Source organism: Spirillospora sp. CA-128828 (assembly GCF_050945415.1).
In the GTDB taxonomy this organism is placed as follows: Bacteria; Actinomycetota; Actinomycetes; order Streptosporangiales; family Streptosporangiaceae; genus Spirillospora.
This window is the reverse complement of sequence record NZ_CP191986.1, coordinates 8,865,494-8,880,841: the sequence shown is the minus strand read 5'-3', so window position 1 is coordinate 8,880,841 and position 15,348 is coordinate 8,865,494. Positions and strand designations below refer to the sequence as shown.

Below are 15,348 nucleotides of genomic sequence, written 5' to 3'. Positions count from 1 at the left end.
GAGTGCCGTGAGGGAAAGCAACAGGGCCGTGATCTTGGTTCTCAGGCGCGAGTTGCGGAAGCGCATTACAATCGCCCCAACAATATGTGAATTGGTTCGCAACCCGCTGCTGCCTGGAAAGCCGGCACGGACCGCGCGGTGTGGTGGATGCAAGGGCGACGGCTAGCCGCCGTTCCATACGGCGTAGAAGACTAGCAACATGAACATAACCCCTCAAGGTGAATCGTCAACCACAACTGCTTTGCCGCTTTTGAGAGCTGTGTCAACGCCATCCGGTGTGGCGTAATTCACTCACGAAAGAGGGGTGATGCGCCGGTCTTCGTGCCCGCGAGGTGCAGAGCCGCGAGCACCGCCGCCCGGATGATCGCCGCGGGCCGGTAGAGGTCCTTGTCATGCCAGAGCGCCGGCTCGTCTGCGTCCTCGTCATCCGGCCTGATGAGCGAGCGATTCAGGTGGGGAACGGCCCTCCGCACGGCGTTCTCGACGTCCTCGCCGGGCGCCGCGCCCGTCAGCAGGAGGAGTTGGACCGCGTACGCGGTCTCCTCAGCTGTGCCACCCCAACGCCCCCAGGATCCGTCCGGTCGCTGGGTTCCGAGGACCCAGTGCCTGGCCGCGGCGACCGCCGTGGCGGAGTCCGTCCCCCCGAACCTCGCCAGGGCGATCGCGCAGCACGCCGTCGCGTAGTGCGGAGAAGCGTGCCACCGGTCCGACCAGCTTCCGTCCGGCCGCTGCAGCGCGCGGAGCCAGCCGGCCGCCTTCGCCATGGTCGCGGCGTAGCGAGGGGCGTCGGCGCCGGGCGAGCCTGTGGCGAGGTACTGCCCGAACGCCTCCAGGACGTGCGCGTTCGTCGTGGTCGACGCACCGTCCTCTCCCTGCCAGGTGCAGAAGTGCGTGCCCGTCTCGTAGGCGTAGAGCGGGTCCGGCCGGTGCGGCGCTCCAAGCAGGGCGAGAGCGTAGAGCGCGCCCGCGGTGGTGTCGGCGTCCGCCGGCAGGCCGTCCGCCGCCGGGGTGCCCGCCGGGCCGAGCGGCGCCGTCAGGCTGAGGACGAGCCGGGGCGGGACGTCGACCGGGACGCCGGCACGGACCAGCCACGCCAGCACCCAGCCGCGCTCGAACACCGTCAGCGGGAAGCCGCACGGCACCGGTCCGCCGTGCTGTGTCACCACGGTCTCCAGGTACCAGCGGGCGGGACTGCTCGGGTCGTCCGCCGTCCGTGCGCCCAGCCAGGCCGCGGTCGCCGCGGGTGACGCGCCGATCGTGCCGGTCGGTCCGGGGCGCAACCGCGGCAGACGGGCGGGCTCGTCCCCGGCGATCTCCAAGGCGTGCATCAGTTTCTGCGGCACCTCTGCGCCGGATCCGAGCAGTGCCCGCACGAACTCCAGCTTCGTCCGGTCCAGGCCGGCCGGTGGGCCGAGTTCCCGGCCCGCCCATGCGGCGAGACCCGGTTCCGGACGGTCGCTCAGCCGCGCCAGCGAGGCGCTGATCCGCTCGGTCAGGGCTGGGGCGGTCAGCTCGATCGCCGGCAGATCGGGCAGTTCCAGGGCCGCTCCGGACGGCCCGCACATCCGCGTGGTGATCGCCCGCAGACCGAGGGCGGCCGCCCGCACCAGCCGGTGCCGGTGAAAGGAGGTCGCCCGTCGGCCACGCCTTTCGCCACCCGCGTCGGTGAGCTCCGAGAGGATGGCCTCGACCGCGCTCAGGGTCGGGATCAGCGCGTAACCGTCATCGGGCGCCCCCCACCTGCCGTCGGGACGTTGCGTTTCCAGTAGGTACGAGACGCGCCGGTCGTGGGCGCTGAGCCATGGCGCGAAGGTTACGAGCCGGCCGGTCTCGTAAACCGACGGCGAGACCTGCCCCCACGGATGGGCCAGCAGCTGGCCGACGAGTTCCCGAGCGGCACCGGCCGGCTCGCCACCGCGCGGGTCGGCCTCGTGGGACGCGGGTTCATGGGACTGGACGGCGGATCTCGCCACAGGACAGTCGTCGACGCTCACAGCGTGCCCCAGAAATCGGTCACTCCGTAGAAGCCCGCGCAGAAATCCATCTGCCGTTCCATGTACTCCGCCAGTTCGGGGGCCCCGCTCTCCGCGGCACCCCGGAGCAGCGTCCGGGCCTCGCTGGTCAGTTCCCCGATCCGTTCCTCGACCTCGGCGCGCGGCCGGTCGAGCAGCAGGGCGTTCAGGTCGCCCCACTGGACGTCGCGTTCATATGTGCCGAAGTCGTTCAGCAGCCGGATCACCCGCTGGACGGCCCAACTCGCCGCGCGGACCGTGGGAACGTTCCCGCCGCCCCCGGACGCGATCCAGTGTGAGGCGAACACGAACGAGAACCCCAGGTTGTCGGCGTTCGCGAGGTACTCCTCGAAGGTCGGGCCGCGCCCGCCGTCCGCCCGTGCCGTCTTCCAGTCCCATTCGAGCGCCATGGCGTCGAGCACGCGCTGGAGCTCGTCCCGCCAGACGTCCCGGAGCCCGGGGTAGCCCGGTTCCGCCTCCAGTTCCCCGCGGATGGCGGCGAGGAAGCGCACCAGTTCCTCCTCGGCGGCGGCGCCATCAGGGGGCCCCACGGTGGATCCGCCGTCCGCGACCGTCGCGCACCTCTGGACGAGGTTCGCCACTTCCACGCGAGACGTCGCGGCGTAGTCGATCAGCCAGTCGAGACCGAAGCACCACAGGCAGACCCTGTTGGCCATACGGAGCCCGCCGGCGCTGAGCCCGGGCCCACTGAACGCCGCCGCCAGCGCGAGCGTGCTGAACAGCGCTGGATCGAACGCCTTCGCGTCGTACAGCGCGGGATGCTCGGCGGCCCAGGCGCGCATCTGCCGCTGCGCCTGGCCGGCGACGGCGCAGATGGTCCCGGCCTCAAGAGCCGGCATGCTCGGCGGGGCGGTCCCTCCGGGACCCGGATGAGGAGGGTCGGTGAGTTCGCCGGACGTGCTCTCCGTCATCGGGACCGCTCCGCCGGACGCAACCTCAGATACAGCGGTTGGTTGGGGCGGAGCGTCGCACCGATCCGCGCCTCGACCGGGCCGTCCGCCGGCACCAGCGACGGGTGGTACCGGCTCAGGATGGCGGTGAGGATCAGTTCCGCCTCCATATTGAACACGTGCCGGCCGATGCACTGGTGCGGCCCGCCTCCGAAGGGGAAGTAGGCGTAGCGGTGGCGGGCGCGGTTCCGCTCGGCCGTGAAGCGTTCGGGGTCGAACTCCAGGGGCCGGTCCCACACCGATTCGAGGCGGTGCGTGAGGAACGGGCTGATCAGCACTGTCTGCCCGGCCTTGACCGGAACGCCGCCGATGCTGGTGTCGTTGAGAGCGATCCGCGGAAAGATCCAGCCGACCGGATACAGGCGGAGCAGTTCCTGGACGACCTGCCTCACGTACGGCAACCGGTGCAGATGATCGGGTCGGACGGCGTCGTCCCCCACGCCTTCCCCGATCTCCGCCCGGAGCCGGTCGGTGACCTCCGGCCGCCGATCGAGCATCGGCCACAGCCAGGTCAGCGCCACGGTCGTGGTCTCGGTGCTGGTGGCCCACATGGCGAGCAGGTTGTCGCGGACCCAGTTGTCGTCCAGGCCGCTGTCCTCGGTCATCCGGGCCTTGCACAGGGCGGTGAAGATGTCGTATCCCTCACCGGCGTCGTACCGGAACCGGTCGACGAGTTCGTAGAGCGTCTCGTCCATGACCCGCAGTCCCTCGGCGAACGCGCGGTCGCCGGGCAGCGGGATCGACTTCGGGACGAACGGCAGCAGGAAGCGGAACGCGATGGAGGTGGCCAGCTTCTCCATCGCCGGGATCAGCCGGTCGGCCTCCGCCGTCCGGATCTTGTCGCCGAACAGCACCTTGATCACGGTGTCGTGGACGATCCGTCCCATCTCCGGCATCACCTCGATGGGCCGGCCCGCACGCGCCGGCTCGTCCAGCTGCCGGACGGCGTCGTTGATCGCGCGGGCCATGTGGTCGCCGAGGGATCTGATGGTGCGGGTGGAGAACACCGGCTGCAGGACCCTTTTGCTGAGCTCCCACTCGGCGTACTCGGACATGATGCTGTCGCCGAACAGGCCGTGCAGCGGGCGCCAGAACGTCCCGTCCCGGACGAAGTTCTGCGACTCCTGCCGCAGTACCTGCTGGACGTGATCGGGATGAGTCACCACATAGGGGTGGGACGCACCGAGGTCGAGCCGCGCCACCTCGCCGCCGGCGGCGGTGCCGATGCGCAGGATCTCCCGTAGAGGATCACGGATGAATCGGGAGGCCGTGCGGTAGAGCGGGAAGTTCTTCGCTCGCCGGACGGGGACGGCGTCAACGTCAACGGACACTTCCGACTGCCCCTCGGTGTGAAGTTGAAGGCACTCGATCCGCTGCCTCTCGTGCGGACGCGCCGCGAGGCAGAGTTGGGGGATTAGGGATTTCTGTCCACGTCTGTGATGCTTGGGCGTTTTGTATATATCGCTGGAAGTATCACATGATCAATTAACGGGGATCAAGGGGGCGAAGGGAAGTAATGTCAGCCCATTTCGGGTGGCGTTCATCACTTGCCGGACGGGTTGTCTCATGAGTTGAGCTGTCCTGACAGTGTCCGTCCAGGTCACGACCTGGCAAATGCGCGATGTTAGTTCTTGAACACGCTGAGTAGCGGACGCCGAAAAGGAATGGTGCCCGCCTTATCCCGGTTACCGGTCGCCTCGGTCGGTCGGGAGGATGTCGGGCCACGCGACCCGTCCCGCCACCCGGACCTCGCCGGTCACCTTCCGTGCCCCGCATCGCGCCTCGACCGGGTACGTGCTGGGCGTCGCGTCCCGCCGCACGGTGGCGGTGCCGTCCACGGTCCGTCCGGCGAACGCCTCGGACCGCGCGGCCACGTCGCCCGCGCACCCGGGCATCGAGAGGCGCACCTGCTCTCCGGGCCGGGCCATGCCGGGCTTCACCGCGACCTCGTCCTGATCGGTCGCCTCGCCTGTCGCCGGGGTCAGCATGCCTGCCGCGATGAGCGCTGTTCCCAACACGGTGACGCTGACCAGACGCAACGGGAGCTCCTCGAATCCGGCATTTGACGACCGGCACTCTAGCTCCTCTAAGCGGTTTCGGGCACCGCTTCCCGGCGTCCGGCGCTCAGCCCGTCCCATGTCAACGTCACCAGTGCGAGCCACACCAGCAGGAACCCCGCCCACCGGCTCGGCGGCATCTCCTCGTGCTGGACGAACACCCCGATGGCGAACTGCAGCACGGGCGCCAGGTACTGCAACATGCCGATCGCGGTCAGCGGCAGCCGAATGGCCGCCGCGTTGAACAGCATCAGCGGAACCGCGGTCACGACACCCGCGGCCGCAAGCAGCGTCGCGTGCCCCGCCCCGTGATGCCCGAAGGTCGCGGTGCCCCGCCCTTCAAGCGCGAGGACGAAGACCAGCGCAGGCAGGAACATCACGGCCGTCTCCACGGCCAGGCTCTCCGCCGAGGGCATGTCGGCGAACTTCTTGAGCAGCCCATACGTCCCGAACGCGAACGCCAGCACGAGCGCGATCCATGGGGGCCGCCCATAGTCGACGGTCAGCACGACCACCGCGGCCGCCCCCATGCCGACCGCGCCCCACTGCCACGGCCGCAGCCGTTCCCGGAAGATCACCACGCCGAAGACCACGCTGATCAGCGGGTTGATGAAGTACCCGAGCGCGGACTCGATGGTCTGCCCGCTGTTGACGGCGTAGATGTAGGTCCCCCAGTTGACGCTGATCACCACCGCCGCCAGCGTCAGCAGCACGCCCTGCCGCCGGCTCAGGCCGCGCACCCGGCTCCGCCGTACCGCCAGCAAGACGGCCACGGCGACGAGCGACCACATGATCCGATGCGCGAGGATCTCCACCGCACCCGCCGGCTTGAGCAGCGGCCAGTACAGCGGGAACAGCCCCCACATCACATATGCCGCGACCCCGCACGTCATCCCCAGCTTCGCCACAGGGAGCAACGTACCAGCGTGTAATGATCGAAACGTCACACGCTCATGTCATGCCCGGCTGATCAGCCGTGATCAGCCTTGGCACGGTGAGGGTGAGGCGTCGCCACAGGTCGGGGGCGCGGGCGTTCCACAGCACGGCGGCGGGTTCTCGTAGCAGTCGACGCAGATCGGCTGCCCTGCCTGGGGGGCGTCGGCCTGGTGGGTGGCCCGGCATCTCTCCGGCCGGCCATGCGGGCACATGGGGTCGTCCCTGTGGGGGCGACATGGTTGGGTCTTCCCGGCCTTGGCCCGGTGGGCGTGGACGGCACCGAACGAGGGAGCGGCCAGAGTGAGGAACACGCGCGGGTGCCCGCTGTCCTCCTCCCGCATCGGAGGGGCGGGTCCACCCCTAGGTGACCCTTCCTCCTGGGGATCTTGTCCAATGCGCCTTACCGACGGCTCGTAGCGCCTCGCTGCTGGTCGCGCTGTACCTGGGGATTTCGATCGGTCTGCACGGACATGTCACCGCTGCACGGGTTGGGGGGTGAACCTTCGATAGGCAATGATCAGTTCCGTCGGAACACCGGGCCTCTCCTGGCTCTCTTCCCCCCGGAGGAACACATGACGCTGCATCAGATCCCGGTACCGACGGAACACATCTACGACACACAAACGCGGCTACGCGACTTCGGACCGGTGGTACCGATCGAACTCGCCGGTGGCGTCGTCGTGTGGGCGGTGACCACGCACGCCGCGGCGCATGAGGTACTGGCCAACGACAAGGTGTACGCCCGTAACGCCCGCAACTGGCTCGCTCTGCACGACGGCACCATCCCGGCGGACTGGCCGTTCCGGGCACTCGTCGAGGGCGAGCACATGGCGCTGCAGGACGGCCTTGACCACCGGCGGCTGCGCACGATGGTGAACAAGGTGTTCACGCCGGCGCGGGTGGCCACGTTGGCCCCCAGGATCGAGGAGATCACCGCCTCGCTCCTCGACGACCTGGCCGCGGCCGGCGACGGTGCGGACTTGGTGCCGCTGTTCGGCGAGGCCCTGCCGATGCAGGTGATCTGCGAACTGTTCGGCATCCCGCAGCAGGAGCGGGCGCCTTTCCGAGCCTGGACCGAAGCGGTGCTCAGCGCCAGCGCGCAGGCGGTCGAGGCGCGCATGGCGATGGTCGACTACCTTGCCCGGTTCGCCGACCGCCGACGCAACGACCCGCGGGACGACCTCACCTCGATGCTGATCAAGGTGCAGGAGGACGGCGAGGTCACACTGTCCGACAGCGAACTCGCCGACCTGCTGTTCCTGTTCGTGATCGCCGGGCATGAGACCACGAAGCACCTGCTCGACAACGCCGTTGTGGCGTTGTCCTCGCACCCCGACCAGCGCGACCTCGCCATCCGGGACGGCCTGTGGGAACAGGTCGTCGAGGAGACGCTGCGCCGCTACCCCTCGGTGCCGATGGCCGTATTCCGGTTCACCACGCAGGACACGAAGCTGGCCGAGGTGGAGTTGCCCGCCGGCGCCGCGCTGCTGCTGTCGCTGTCGGGGACCGACCCGGCGCAACACGGCGCCGACGCCGGCCTGTTCGACATCACCCGTACCCAAAAGGCCCATCTGGCGTTCGGGCACGGGCCGCATTTCTGCATCGGCGCGCCGCTGGCCCGGCTGGAGGGCAAGATCGGGCTGGCCGCGCTGTACCAGCGGTTCCCGAAGCTGCGAATGGCGGTCGACCCAGCCGAGCTGGTGTACGCCTCATTCACCACCTCGGGACCGGCCTCGCTCCCGGTACACCTGGACTGAGCGCCGTGGGCCGTGGTCGAAGACGAGGTATATACCGATTAAGAATTTGGGCGCGCCCTGGCGGTTCAGTCGGAACTGACGGCACGCGCGCGGCACCGCGCCCCCGGTCCCGTTGACCTGCTCGTCGCCGCAGCTGCCGACCTGCATGGTGTCACCCTGCTGCACTGTGACTTCGACCAGATCGCCGACGTGTCCAGCCCGGCCATGAAGTGGCTCGCCGAACCCGGCACCCTCGACCGGCCCAAGGGGTGAGCACGGCCGTACTACACCGGGCTGCCCGCACTGGTCGCATAGGAGTACAGACTCACAGGAAGCCGTGCCGTCAAGGCGGCGCCCGCTGCGCACCCACCGGCTTCACGGACACAAGCACACTGCGATCTGGATGCCCTTGTCCGACGGTCACGCGGCTACCACGTCGCCGTCCAGACAGGGCAGGAACGCGCGGTCTTCGAGGGTGAGGCCGGGGTTAGCAGGCGGCGGATGTTGCGGACCCGCACGACGACGCTGCGACGACGGCTCCGCCATCGACAGGGAGCACCGGTGGCCGGCGCATTCGCGCTCTCCCTCACCGGTGGAGTGTTCACATGGGTGTACTTGCGCGGCGTTCGTCGCTCCAAGTCCACCACCCCGAAGATCAGGTCTGCACATGGGTTGCTCGATGCGATCCTCGTGCACACCGTTCACAACGTCGTGGCCGCGCTCGCGCTCGCGATCTCCCTGCTGCTTGGCTCCTCGCTGCTTCCACAGGCCCGCCGTCCAGCCGAGTCGTTCGGTGGCCTGCCGGTTGACCCACCACAGAGTCCGTCTCAGTGGGCCGATGTCTTGCTTGCGTAGGTGATGATGTTGTCGCGGTAGGAATGTGTCGCCTTGTCGAAGGTGCCGCCGCAGGTGACGAGCCTGAGCGTGGCATGGCGGGTGGGGCCGTAGACCTTCTGGGACGGGAACCGGGACTTGGGCACCTTCTCCACCGCCTCGACGGTGAACACCGCGGTCCGGCCGTCCCGGCGGGTCACCTCGACCGTGTCATCAGGCCGGAGCCTGCCCAGGTCGTAGAAGACGGCGGGACCGTTGCGGTCGTCCACGTGGCCGAGGATCACGGCCGGGCCCTGCTCACCGGGCGACGGGCCCGGCGCGTGCCAGCCCGCGATCCTGGGCCGGTCGATCGGCGGCGTTCCCGCCGACCCGTCCGGGTTCGGGCTGAGCGGTGTCACCGCCGCCCGCACCCCGATGGACGGCAGCGCGATCCGGGTGGGCTCCGACCGTCCGAGGACGGGCCCGGGGTGGCCGGCCGGCCGTGGGGAGGCGGCCCACGCGGGCGGACCGGGCGGACCCGGGTGGCCGCGCAGGGCCTGGACGATCAGCGCAAGGCCCGCAAGGAGCAGGACGGCGGCCGCCGCCGCGGGGAGGCGACGGCCGCCACGGGTCCCGCTGTCAGGACCGGTCATCGCCGCGCCGGCGCCGGATCACCATCGTGCCGCCCGCCCCGAGGAGCAGGGCGACACCGGCCCCGAGGAACGCCGGGCTCGCGTGCTTCATCGCACCGCCGGCACCCGTCTTCGCGCCTCCGCCGGGCGGCGGGGGCTTCCCGGCGGTCACCGTCACCGATTCCTTGGCGGCGCTGTTGCCGCACTGGATGATGACGGGATGCGTCGTCAGCGCGGCCGTCGACGAGATCTGGGCCGGGACGGTCGTGGCGCCGGCGGCGAAGTTCACGGTCGCCGTGAACGCGGGTGAGGTCACCGTTCCGGGGCTCGCCTTGCAGACCGCCGGAATCTTGACCGTCACGTTCTCGCCCCGGTGCGCCGGATCGGGCGTCACGGCCCCGGCCGCCATCGCGGGCGCCGCCAGTCCCGCGGTGGTCGCGAGACCGGCCCCGGCGATCGCGATGGCGCCGAGCGTCGTCATCTTTCGCATTTCTCCCCCTCGCGACACGGCGGCGATCCGTGACCGCTCGGTGACCGTGTCTATGAGGGGGTTCGATCCGCGACTCCCGCGCACTGTTGGCAACGCGCTCGCAAAAATCGTCGAATTCCCCTTAAATCCGCCGACCCGTCGCTTCCACGGCGCTCCGGGCTTCCAAAGCCGTCATCCTCCTGAGCCGGGCGGCCCGCACCTGCTTGGACGCCCCTCGCCGTGCCGTGCTGTAGGCCATGACCGCTATCTCAGGGTGGCGCCGGTCATTGTTCGACGGAAACGACGATGCTGTTGGCGGCCTTTCTCCTGACCCCAAGGTTCAGGCGCGCCAGCGATTGGCCGTCGCCGCGGTCGGCGATGACGACATGAGTTAGAGAGAACCCGCCGACCGCCTCCGGCCGCATTGACTCCCGGCCGCATTGACTCCCGGGCGGGTGGCTCTCCCGGTTCGGTGCTCAGTGCCCGGTGTCCTGGCGGAGGCTGGAAAAATCACGTGCCCGGTGTCCCGCGGGTGCATCAGAATCGCCGGCATGAGGGACGAGGATGGTCTGCTGCTGGTGGGCTATCGGGCCGTGGCGCCGTGGATCGTGCCCGCGCCGAGGGACGATCCACTGCTGCCACCTCGGGTTCTGACCATGAGCGATCATCTGGTCGATCCGGTGCCCGACGACGACACCTGGTTCGCATCGGCCGAAGCGGCTGTCGCGCTGACCCGGCACACGACCGAGACCACGGCGCGGGTGATGGCGATGGGTGTTCATGAGCGTGACGCTGATGACGTGATCGGGCTCCGGTTGACCTTGGACACCGATCAACTCTGCCTTAACGAGAATGTACGAACACCCTGGCCTGCCCGGCTCTACGTGCTCGGTTATGAACTCATCGGCATTGAGGCCTGCGGCTTCCATAGCTGGCTGTGCTACGGCGAGGTCGCTTCCTGGGCTCACCGCACGCTTGGACTACAGCTCAACTCCCACGGCCTGGTGAACTCGCCGGCCGATGCGAAACGCCTCGGCGAAGCCGCGGAGGAGCCGGGTTCCGGGCTCCCGCCGATCCCATGGGTGGCCGCCGCCATCGCCGTCGCTGACCAGTGATGGTCAGGGGAGGGTGGCGAGTGCCTGCTTCCATGTCTCCTGGTCGCGGGCCTCGCCGGGCGCGTTCACCTCGGTGAAACGAAGGGTCCCGGACTTGTCGACCAGGAAAGTGCCGCGTACGGCCATGCCTCGGTCAGCGTTGAAGACGCCGTAGTCCTTGGCGACCGCGCCGTGCGGCCAGAAGTCGGAAAGCAGTGGGAACCGGTAGCCCTCGTCATTGGACCACGCCTTCAGTGAGAACATGTGATCGACGGAGACGCCGAGGATTTGGACGTTCTCGTTCTGGAAGCTGCCGATGTCGTCCCGGACGGCGCAGAGTTCACCGGTGCAAATACCGGAGAAGGCGAACGGGTAGAAGACCACGAGCACATTGCGTGCCCCGCGGAAGGACGAGAGCGTTACCTCCTGGTTGTTCTGGTCCTTCAACGTGAAGTCAGGGGCCTCGGTTCCGACCTCGGGTGCCATGCGTGGGGCTCCTCAGCTTGGGGTTGCCGGTGGGATGAGCCTAGGCGGTCCGGAGGCGGGTGAGGCGTCAGTGGTCGACGGTGACGACAACCTTGCCCAACTGGGTGCCCGATTCGATGTGGCGGTGTGCCTCGACGATCTCGTGCAGGGGGAAGGTTCGGTCGATGGCGGGTTCGAAGGCGCCGGTGGCCAGGCCCGAGGAGACGAACGCGGCGGCGCGGCGCAGCCGGTCCGAATCGGTCGTCGTCTCGTGGAGCGTGTAGGTCCGCATGTTCAGGGCGGGCATGCCGAGCACGAATCCCGGATAGGGGGTCGTCTCGCCGCTCATGGCGCCGTACTCCAGGAGCGTGCCGCCAGGGGCGACGACCTTCGCCAGGTCGATCACTCCCGGGCCGGCGACGGCGTCGAAGATCAGCTCGGCGCCTCGTCCGGCGGTCAGGTCGCGGACGCGGTCGACGAGGTTCTCCTCGGCGGTGACGATCACGTCCGACGCTCCCGCCTTGAGCAGCGCGTCCCTCTTGGCGCCGGTGCGGGTGGTGGCGATGGGGCGTGCTCCGACGCGCACCGCCGTGCGGATCGCGGCCAGGCCCACGCTGCTGGACGCGGCGGTGAGCACGACCGTGTCTCCGGCGCGCATCCCCCCGACCTCGACGAGGGCTCCATAGGACGTCAGGTACGGCATCCACACCGCGGCGCCTTCGACCGCATCGACGCCGTCGGGGCGGTGCAGCACCGCGGACGCGGGGACGATCGCGCGGTCGGCGTACACGCCGTAGTCGTTCATCGAGAAGGCGGGGACCACGCTGACCGGCCGGCCGGGCGCGAAGCCCGTCACGCCCGTGCCGGCGGCCTCGACGACGCCCGCCGCCTCGGCGCCGAGCAGGGCGGGGAAGCGCTTGACCGGCTCGATGTAGCGGCCGCTGCGGAAGAGGACCTCGGCGCGGTTGAGGCCGATCGCGCCCACCCGGATCAGCAGTTCGCCGGGGCCGGGCTCGCCCACCTCCACGTCCTCCAGCCGAAGTACCTCCGGTCCTCCGACTTCGTGGAACCGCACCGTCCTCGCCATCGGGCATGTCCTTTCGGTCAGGTGACGGCCGCGCCGCCGCTCCCACTCAAACGCAAAGTCCGATCGCTGTCAAACTTCGATGAGCATCGTACTTCGATCGGTGTCGTACCATGACCCCGGAGGTGGCGATCGATGGCGGTGCGGACCAGCGGGCGGGAACGCGTCCCGCCTCACCCGGACGTTCGGGAGATCGGCCTTCAGCAGGTGCTCGAGGCCCTGGTCGACCCGGTGCGCCGCCTGATCGTCGGCGAGCTGTACGCCGTCGGCCGCGATCTCAGCTGCGGCACGATCGAGCTGCCGGTCAGCAAGTCCACCGCGACCCATCACTTCAACGTCCTGCGCGAGGCCGGCCTCATCCGCCAGTACTACGTCGGCACCTCCCGCATGAACGCGCTGCGCCGCGAGGAGATCGACGAAGCCTTTCCCGGGCTCCTCCAAGCAGTGGTGGCCGGGCGTAGGGACTGAATCCTCAGCCGAGGGACGAGACGTAACCCAGGGCCACGGCCGCGGCGGTCAAAGCGGCGAGACGAGGGATGGAAGGGCGCGGCGCGCTGAGCAGCATGCGCAGGCCGAGCGGGACGAATGCCAGGCAAAGGCCGGCCGTCGCGACCATGGAGAGCGGCGTGGTGCCCTTGAGGACGCCGAGGGGGAGCGCGGCGGTCAGCGCGAGGGCGACCGAGCTCACCGGCCCCAGGGTGCGGGTTCGGTAGGCGGCGAACGCGAGCAGGGGCCAGCCGAGCATGATGGCGAATGTCGTGTAGTGGAAGATGTGGAAGCCCTGGTAAGAGGCCGCCACGGCTTGGGTCGCGGTGATGCGGCCCTGTGCGTCCACAAGCTGGAAGGCCATGTGGTCGGCGCCCGCGTGGAACGTCCGGGTGAAGAGGCCGAGGGTGACCAGAGTCCCCGCAAGGCCGGCCATCTGGGTGCCGATGAGGCGGGTCAGGGCGAGCACGCCCGGAGCCAGGGCGACGGTGCCTGCGACGAACGCACTGTAAGACGCGGTCATGAGCATCGGGTGGTCGTCGTAGGCGGCGAGTTGGTCCGGGAAGAAGAACGCGAAGCGCACGCGGAGGAGAACCCCGGCAAGCAGTAGAGCGGGGCCGAGCACGAGGGATATGCCGGCGACCCAGCGTGTGTTGGGCATGCCCACAACGGTCTCCGAACTCGGACAACGCGGAATCGGGCCGCTGTGGACAATCGCGCTTCATCCCTGTGGCAGGCGTTCTGTAGGCGCGGCCTTGGCGCCGTCCTACTCCAGGACGATCCACAGTGGGTTGATGTGGGCGGTGGACAAGCTCGATTAGCGTTCAAGCCGTGCGTCGTGGGTTCGTGTTCGATGTGGTGGCCGCCGCCGTAGTGGTAGTGGCCAATGTGCTCGTCGCCGGCAATCTCCTCAAGGGCCGCGACGACTTCGCGCCATGGTTCCTCAGCTCTGTGTTCGTTGCGGTTGGGCTCGGCCTCGTGCTCACGGCCCGCCGCAAGTGGCCGATGGGGTCACTGGGTGCGGCGCTGGCCATCTCGGGGGTCGCCACGGTCGCGGGTGTCTTGTGGGAGCCGTTCGTCGTGGTGTCTCTTGGGCTGTACCTGGTGACGGTCAGGCGCGGTTCCCGTCCGGCTCTGGCGTACTGCCTGGGGGTGGTGTCGGCTGCGAGCCTGGTCGGGCAGGTCGTCCATCCGAGGTGGAGCCTCGTCGTCGCCTCCTGCTGGACGGCGGCCGGCCTTCTGCTGACCATGGCCGCGTGGGTCATTGGACGGACGGTGCACGCCCGAAGGTCGGACGCAGAGCGGCTGGAACGGCAGCGCGAGCATCAGATCGTGATCGACGAACGGCTGCGCATCGCGCGGGAACTCCACGATGTCGTCACGCACGGGATGGGCCTCATCGCGGTCAAGGCGGGAGTCGCCAACCACATAGCCGAGGAGCGGCCGGGGGAGGCGCGGGAGGCGCTCCGGGTCATCGAGGCCACGAGCCGGGAGGCGCTCACGGAGATGCGCCGGCTCCTCGGGGTCCTGAGGGACGAGACGGACGGCTTCTCACCGCCCGCCTTGGCCGGCCTCCCCGACATGGTGGAAAGAGTGAAGTCGGCCGGTGTGCGCATGGAGTTGTCCGTCTGGCCAATGGACGTCCCCGAGGGCGTCGAACTGGCCGTGCACCGGATCGTACAAGAGGCGGTCACCAACGTCGTCAAGCACGCGGCGCCCGCCACGTGCAGAGTGGACGTCCGCGAGGAACGAGGTGTGGTGCTGATAGAGGTCACCGATGACGGCCCAGGCGGCGATGTGACACCGGGCGGGCACGGACTGGTCGGCATGCGGGAACGCGTCGCCATGTACGGCGGACGGTTCGAAGCGGGGCCGCTGCCAGAGCGAGGGTTCAGGGTCAGCGCCACGATCCCGTACAAGGCGCAGGCGTGAGCGAATCGATCAGCGTTCTCGTCGCGGACGACCAGGCGCTGCTCCGTGGGAGCTTCCGGGCCCTCATCGAGACGGCGCCCGGTCTGAGCGTGGTGGGTGAGGCCGCAGACGGGGCGGAAGCCGTCGAGCTTGCTCAGTCCCTGCGTCCCGACGTCGTCCTCATGGACGTGCGCATGCCCGTGATGGACGGCATAGAGGCCACGCGCCGCATACGTGCCGACACGGATGTGCGCGTCCTCATCCTGACCATGTTCGACTTGGACGCCTACGTCTTCGCCGCGCTGCGCGCAGGGGCAGCGGGTTTCCTCCTCAAGGACACCCCGCCCGCTGACCTGCTCGCGGCCGTCCACGTCGTCGCGGCCGGTGAAGGTTTGCTCGCGCCGACCGTGACACGCCGCCTCATCGAGGAGTTCGCGCGACGTCCCGAGCCGGGACGGCCCCTGCCGAGGCGGCTCGACGGTGTCACCGAACGGGAGCGCGAAGTGCTGACGCTGATCGGCAAAGGGCTGTCGAACGGCGAGATGGCCGAACACCTGAGCCTCAGCCTGGCGACCGTGAAGACCTACGTGGGACGACTCCTGGCCAAGCTCCACGCCAGGGACCGGTCGCAGCTCGTGATCGTCGCCTACGAGACCGGCCTCGTCCCCTGAAGGAGGCCGAT

General features: G+C 69.2%; 18 protein-coding genes. 6 read left to right on the top strand and 12 right to left on the bottom strand.

Annotation, left to right across the window (positions count from 1 at the left end; genetic code table 11):
* Window positions 1-287: 287 nt before the first annotated feature.
* The 6 genes from ACQPXG_RS42650 to ACQPXG_RS42625 form a co-directional block, all read right to left on the bottom strand.
* Window positions 288-1,973: a prenyltransferase/squalene oxidase repeat-containing protein gene (locus ACQPXG_RS42650; protein WP_433464827.1), complete on the bottom strand. Its 1,686-nt coding sequence runs from the start codon at window positions 1,971-1,973 to the stop codon at window positions 288-290.
* 17 nt (window positions 1,974-1,990) lie between these two features.
* Window positions 1,991-2,944 (bottom strand): terpene synthase family protein, encoded by a 954-nt coding sequence (locus ACQPXG_RS42645; RefSeq protein ID WP_433464826.1) that lies wholly within the window; start codon window positions 2,942-2,944, stop codon window positions 1,991-1,993.
* A complete protein-coding gene (locus tag ACQPXG_RS42640) occupies window positions 2,941-4,314 on the bottom strand; it encodes a cytochrome P450 (RefSeq protein WP_433464825.1) in 1,374 nt (457 codons plus the stop codon). Before ACQPXG_RS42640 ends, ACQPXG_RS42645 begins: the two co-directional genes overlap by 4 nt.
* 354 nt (window positions 4,315-4,668) lie before the next feature.
* A complete protein-coding gene (locus ACQPXG_RS42635) occupies window positions 4,669-5,022 on the bottom strand; it encodes a hypothetical protein (protein WP_433464824.1) in 354 nt (117 codons plus the stop codon).
* Between the two features lie 47 nt (window positions 5,023-5,069).
* Window positions 5,070-5,933: an EamA family transporter RarD gene (gene rarD, locus ACQPXG_RS42630; RefSeq protein ID WP_433470151.1), complete on the bottom strand. Its 864-nt coding sequence runs from the start codon at window positions 5,931-5,933 to the stop codon at window positions 5,070-5,072.
* Between the two features lie 87 nt (window positions 5,934-6,020).
* On the bottom strand, window positions 6,021-6,317 hold the full coding sequence (locus ACQPXG_RS42625; RefSeq protein ID WP_433464823.1) for a replication initiator: 297 nt from the start codon (window positions 6,315-6,317) through the stop codon (window positions 6,021-6,023).
* A 231-nt stretch (window positions 6,318-6,548) separates the two neighbouring features.
* Here ACQPXG_RS42625 and ACQPXG_RS42620 point away from each other — a divergent pair, with 231 nt between their 5' ends.
* Entirely contained in the window at window positions 6,549-7,733 is a 1,185-nt protein-coding gene (locus ACQPXG_RS42620) for a cytochrome P450 family protein (protein WP_433464822.1), read from the top strand.
* A gap of 540 nt (window positions 7,734-8,273) precedes the next feature.
* A complete protein-coding gene (locus ACQPXG_RS42615; RefSeq protein WP_433464821.1) occupies window positions 8,274-8,567 on the top strand; it encodes a hypothetical protein in 294 nt (97 codons plus the stop codon).
* Here ACQPXG_RS42615 and ACQPXG_RS42610 read toward each other — a convergent pair.
* The 3 genes from ACQPXG_RS42610 to ACQPXG_RS42600 form a co-directional block, all read right to left on the bottom strand.
* The gene (locus tag ACQPXG_RS42610; RefSeq protein ID WP_433464820.1) at window positions 8,540-9,178 is read right to left on the bottom strand and encodes a class F sortase; all 639 of its coding nucleotides are present in this window, start codon (window positions 9,176-9,178) and stop codon (window positions 8,540-8,542) included. The genes ACQPXG_RS42615 and ACQPXG_RS42610 overlap by 28 nt on opposite strands.
* Complete coding sequence (locus tag ACQPXG_RS42605; RefSeq protein ID WP_433464819.1) at window positions 9,165-9,647, bottom strand: hypothetical protein; 483 nt, start codon at window positions 9,645-9,647, stop codon at window positions 9,165-9,167. The genes ACQPXG_RS42610 and ACQPXG_RS42605 overlap by 14 nt, the downstream gene beginning before the upstream one ends.
* A gap of 263 nt (window positions 9,648-9,910) precedes the next feature.
* Window positions 9,911-10,051, bottom strand: coding sequence for a hypothetical protein (locus ACQPXG_RS42600; RefSeq protein ID WP_433464818.1), 141 nt, complete (start codon window positions 10,049-10,051; stop codon window positions 9,911-9,913).
* Window positions 10,052-10,177: 126 nt separating this feature from the next.
* Here ACQPXG_RS42600 and ACQPXG_RS42595 point away from each other — a divergent pair, with 126 nt between their 5' ends.
* Window positions 10,178-10,741 (top strand): hypothetical protein, encoded by a 564-nt coding sequence (locus tag ACQPXG_RS42595; RefSeq protein ID WP_433464817.1) that lies wholly within the window; start codon window positions 10,178-10,180, stop codon window positions 10,739-10,741.
* A 3-nt stretch (window positions 10,742-10,744) separates the two neighbouring features.
* Here the strand turns inward: ACQPXG_RS42595 and ACQPXG_RS42590 are convergent, their stop codons facing one another.
* Window positions 10,745-11,206, bottom strand: a complete 462-nt coding sequence (locus ACQPXG_RS42590) for a peroxiredoxin (protein WP_433464816.1) — start codon at window positions 11,204-11,206, stop codon at window positions 10,745-10,747.
* Between the two features lie 67 nt (window positions 11,207-11,273).
* Window positions 11,274-12,272, bottom strand: coding sequence for a zinc-dependent alcohol dehydrogenase family protein (locus tag ACQPXG_RS42585; RefSeq protein ID WP_433464815.1), 999 nt, complete (start codon window positions 12,270-12,272; stop codon window positions 11,274-11,276).
* 132 nt (window positions 12,273-12,404) lie between these two features.
* Here ACQPXG_RS42585 and ACQPXG_RS42580 point away from each other — a divergent pair, with 132 nt between their 5' ends.
* Window positions 12,405-12,737, top strand: a complete 333-nt coding sequence (locus ACQPXG_RS42580; protein WP_433464814.1) for an ArsR/SmtB family transcription factor — start codon at window positions 12,405-12,407, stop codon at window positions 12,735-12,737.
* Window positions 12,738-12,741: 4 nt separating this feature from the next.
* On the opposite strand, the gene ACQPXG_RS42575 is transcribed toward ACQPXG_RS42580, so the two are convergent.
* On the bottom strand, window positions 12,742-13,416 hold the full coding sequence (locus ACQPXG_RS42575) for a hypothetical protein (protein WP_433464813.1): 675 nt from the start codon (window positions 13,414-13,416) through the stop codon (window positions 12,742-12,744).
* Window positions 13,417-13,586: 170 nt separating this feature from the next.
* Between ACQPXG_RS42575 and ACQPXG_RS42570 the strand changes: the two genes are divergently transcribed.
* Together ACQPXG_RS42570 and ACQPXG_RS42565 are read left to right on the top strand one after the other, a co-directional pair.
* Window positions 13,587-14,687, top strand: coding sequence for a sensor histidine kinase (locus ACQPXG_RS42570; protein WP_433464812.1), 1,101 nt, complete (start codon window positions 13,587-13,589; stop codon window positions 14,685-14,687).
* The gene (locus ACQPXG_RS42565) at window positions 14,684-15,337 is read left to right on the top strand and encodes a response regulator (protein WP_433464811.1); all 654 of its coding nucleotides are present in this window, start codon (window positions 14,684-14,686) and stop codon (window positions 15,335-15,337) included. Before ACQPXG_RS42570 ends, ACQPXG_RS42565 begins: the two co-directional genes overlap by 4 nt.
* Window positions 15,338-15,348 lie beyond the last annotated feature (11 nt).

Coding starts and splice junctions, on each gene's coding strand:
- ACQPXG_RS42645 (WP_433464826.1), bottom strand. CDS start 2,944: ATGACGGAGAGCACGTCCGGCGAACTCACCGACCCTCCTCATCCGGGT.
- rarD (WP_433470151.1), bottom strand. CDS start 5,933: ATGACGTGCGGGGTCGCGGCATATGTGATGTGGGGGCTGTTCCCGCTG.
- ACQPXG_RS42625 (WP_433464823.1), bottom strand. CDS start 6,317: ATGCGGGAGGAGGACAGCGGGCACCCGCGCGTGTTCCTCACTCTGGCC.
- ACQPXG_RS42620 (WP_433464822.1), top strand. CDS start 6,549: ATGACGCTGCATCAGATCCCGGTACCGACGGAACACATCTACGACACA.
- ACQPXG_RS42610 (WP_433464820.1), bottom strand. CDS start 9,178: ATGACCGGTCCTGACAGCGGGACCCGTGGCGGCCGTCGCCTCCCCGCG.
- ACQPXG_RS42605 (WP_433464819.1), bottom strand. CDS start 9,647: ATGCGAAAGATGACGACGCTCGGCGCCATCGCGATCGCCGGGGCCGGT.
- ACQPXG_RS42600 (WP_433464818.1), bottom strand. CDS start 10,051: ATGCGGCCGGAGGCGGTCGGCGGGTTCTCTCTAACTCATGTCGTCATC.
- ACQPXG_RS42595 (WP_433464817.1), top strand. CDS start 10,178: ATGAGGGACGAGGATGGTCTGCTGCTGGTGGGCTATCGGGCCGTGGCG.
- ACQPXG_RS42590 (WP_433464816.1), bottom strand. CDS start 11,206: ATGGCACCCGAGGTCGGAACCGAGGCCCCTGACTTCACGTTGAAGGAC.
- ACQPXG_RS42585 (WP_433464815.1), bottom strand. CDS start 12,272: ATGGCGAGGACGGTGCGGTTCCACGAAGTCGGAGGACCGGAGGTACTT.
- ACQPXG_RS42580 (WP_433464814.1), top strand. CDS start 12,405: ATGGCGGTGCGGACCAGCGGGCGGGAACGCGTCCCGCCTCACCCGGAC.
- ACQPXG_RS42575 (WP_433464813.1), bottom strand. CDS start 13,416: ATGCCCAACACACGCTGGGTCGCCGGCATATCCCTCGTGCTCGGCCCC.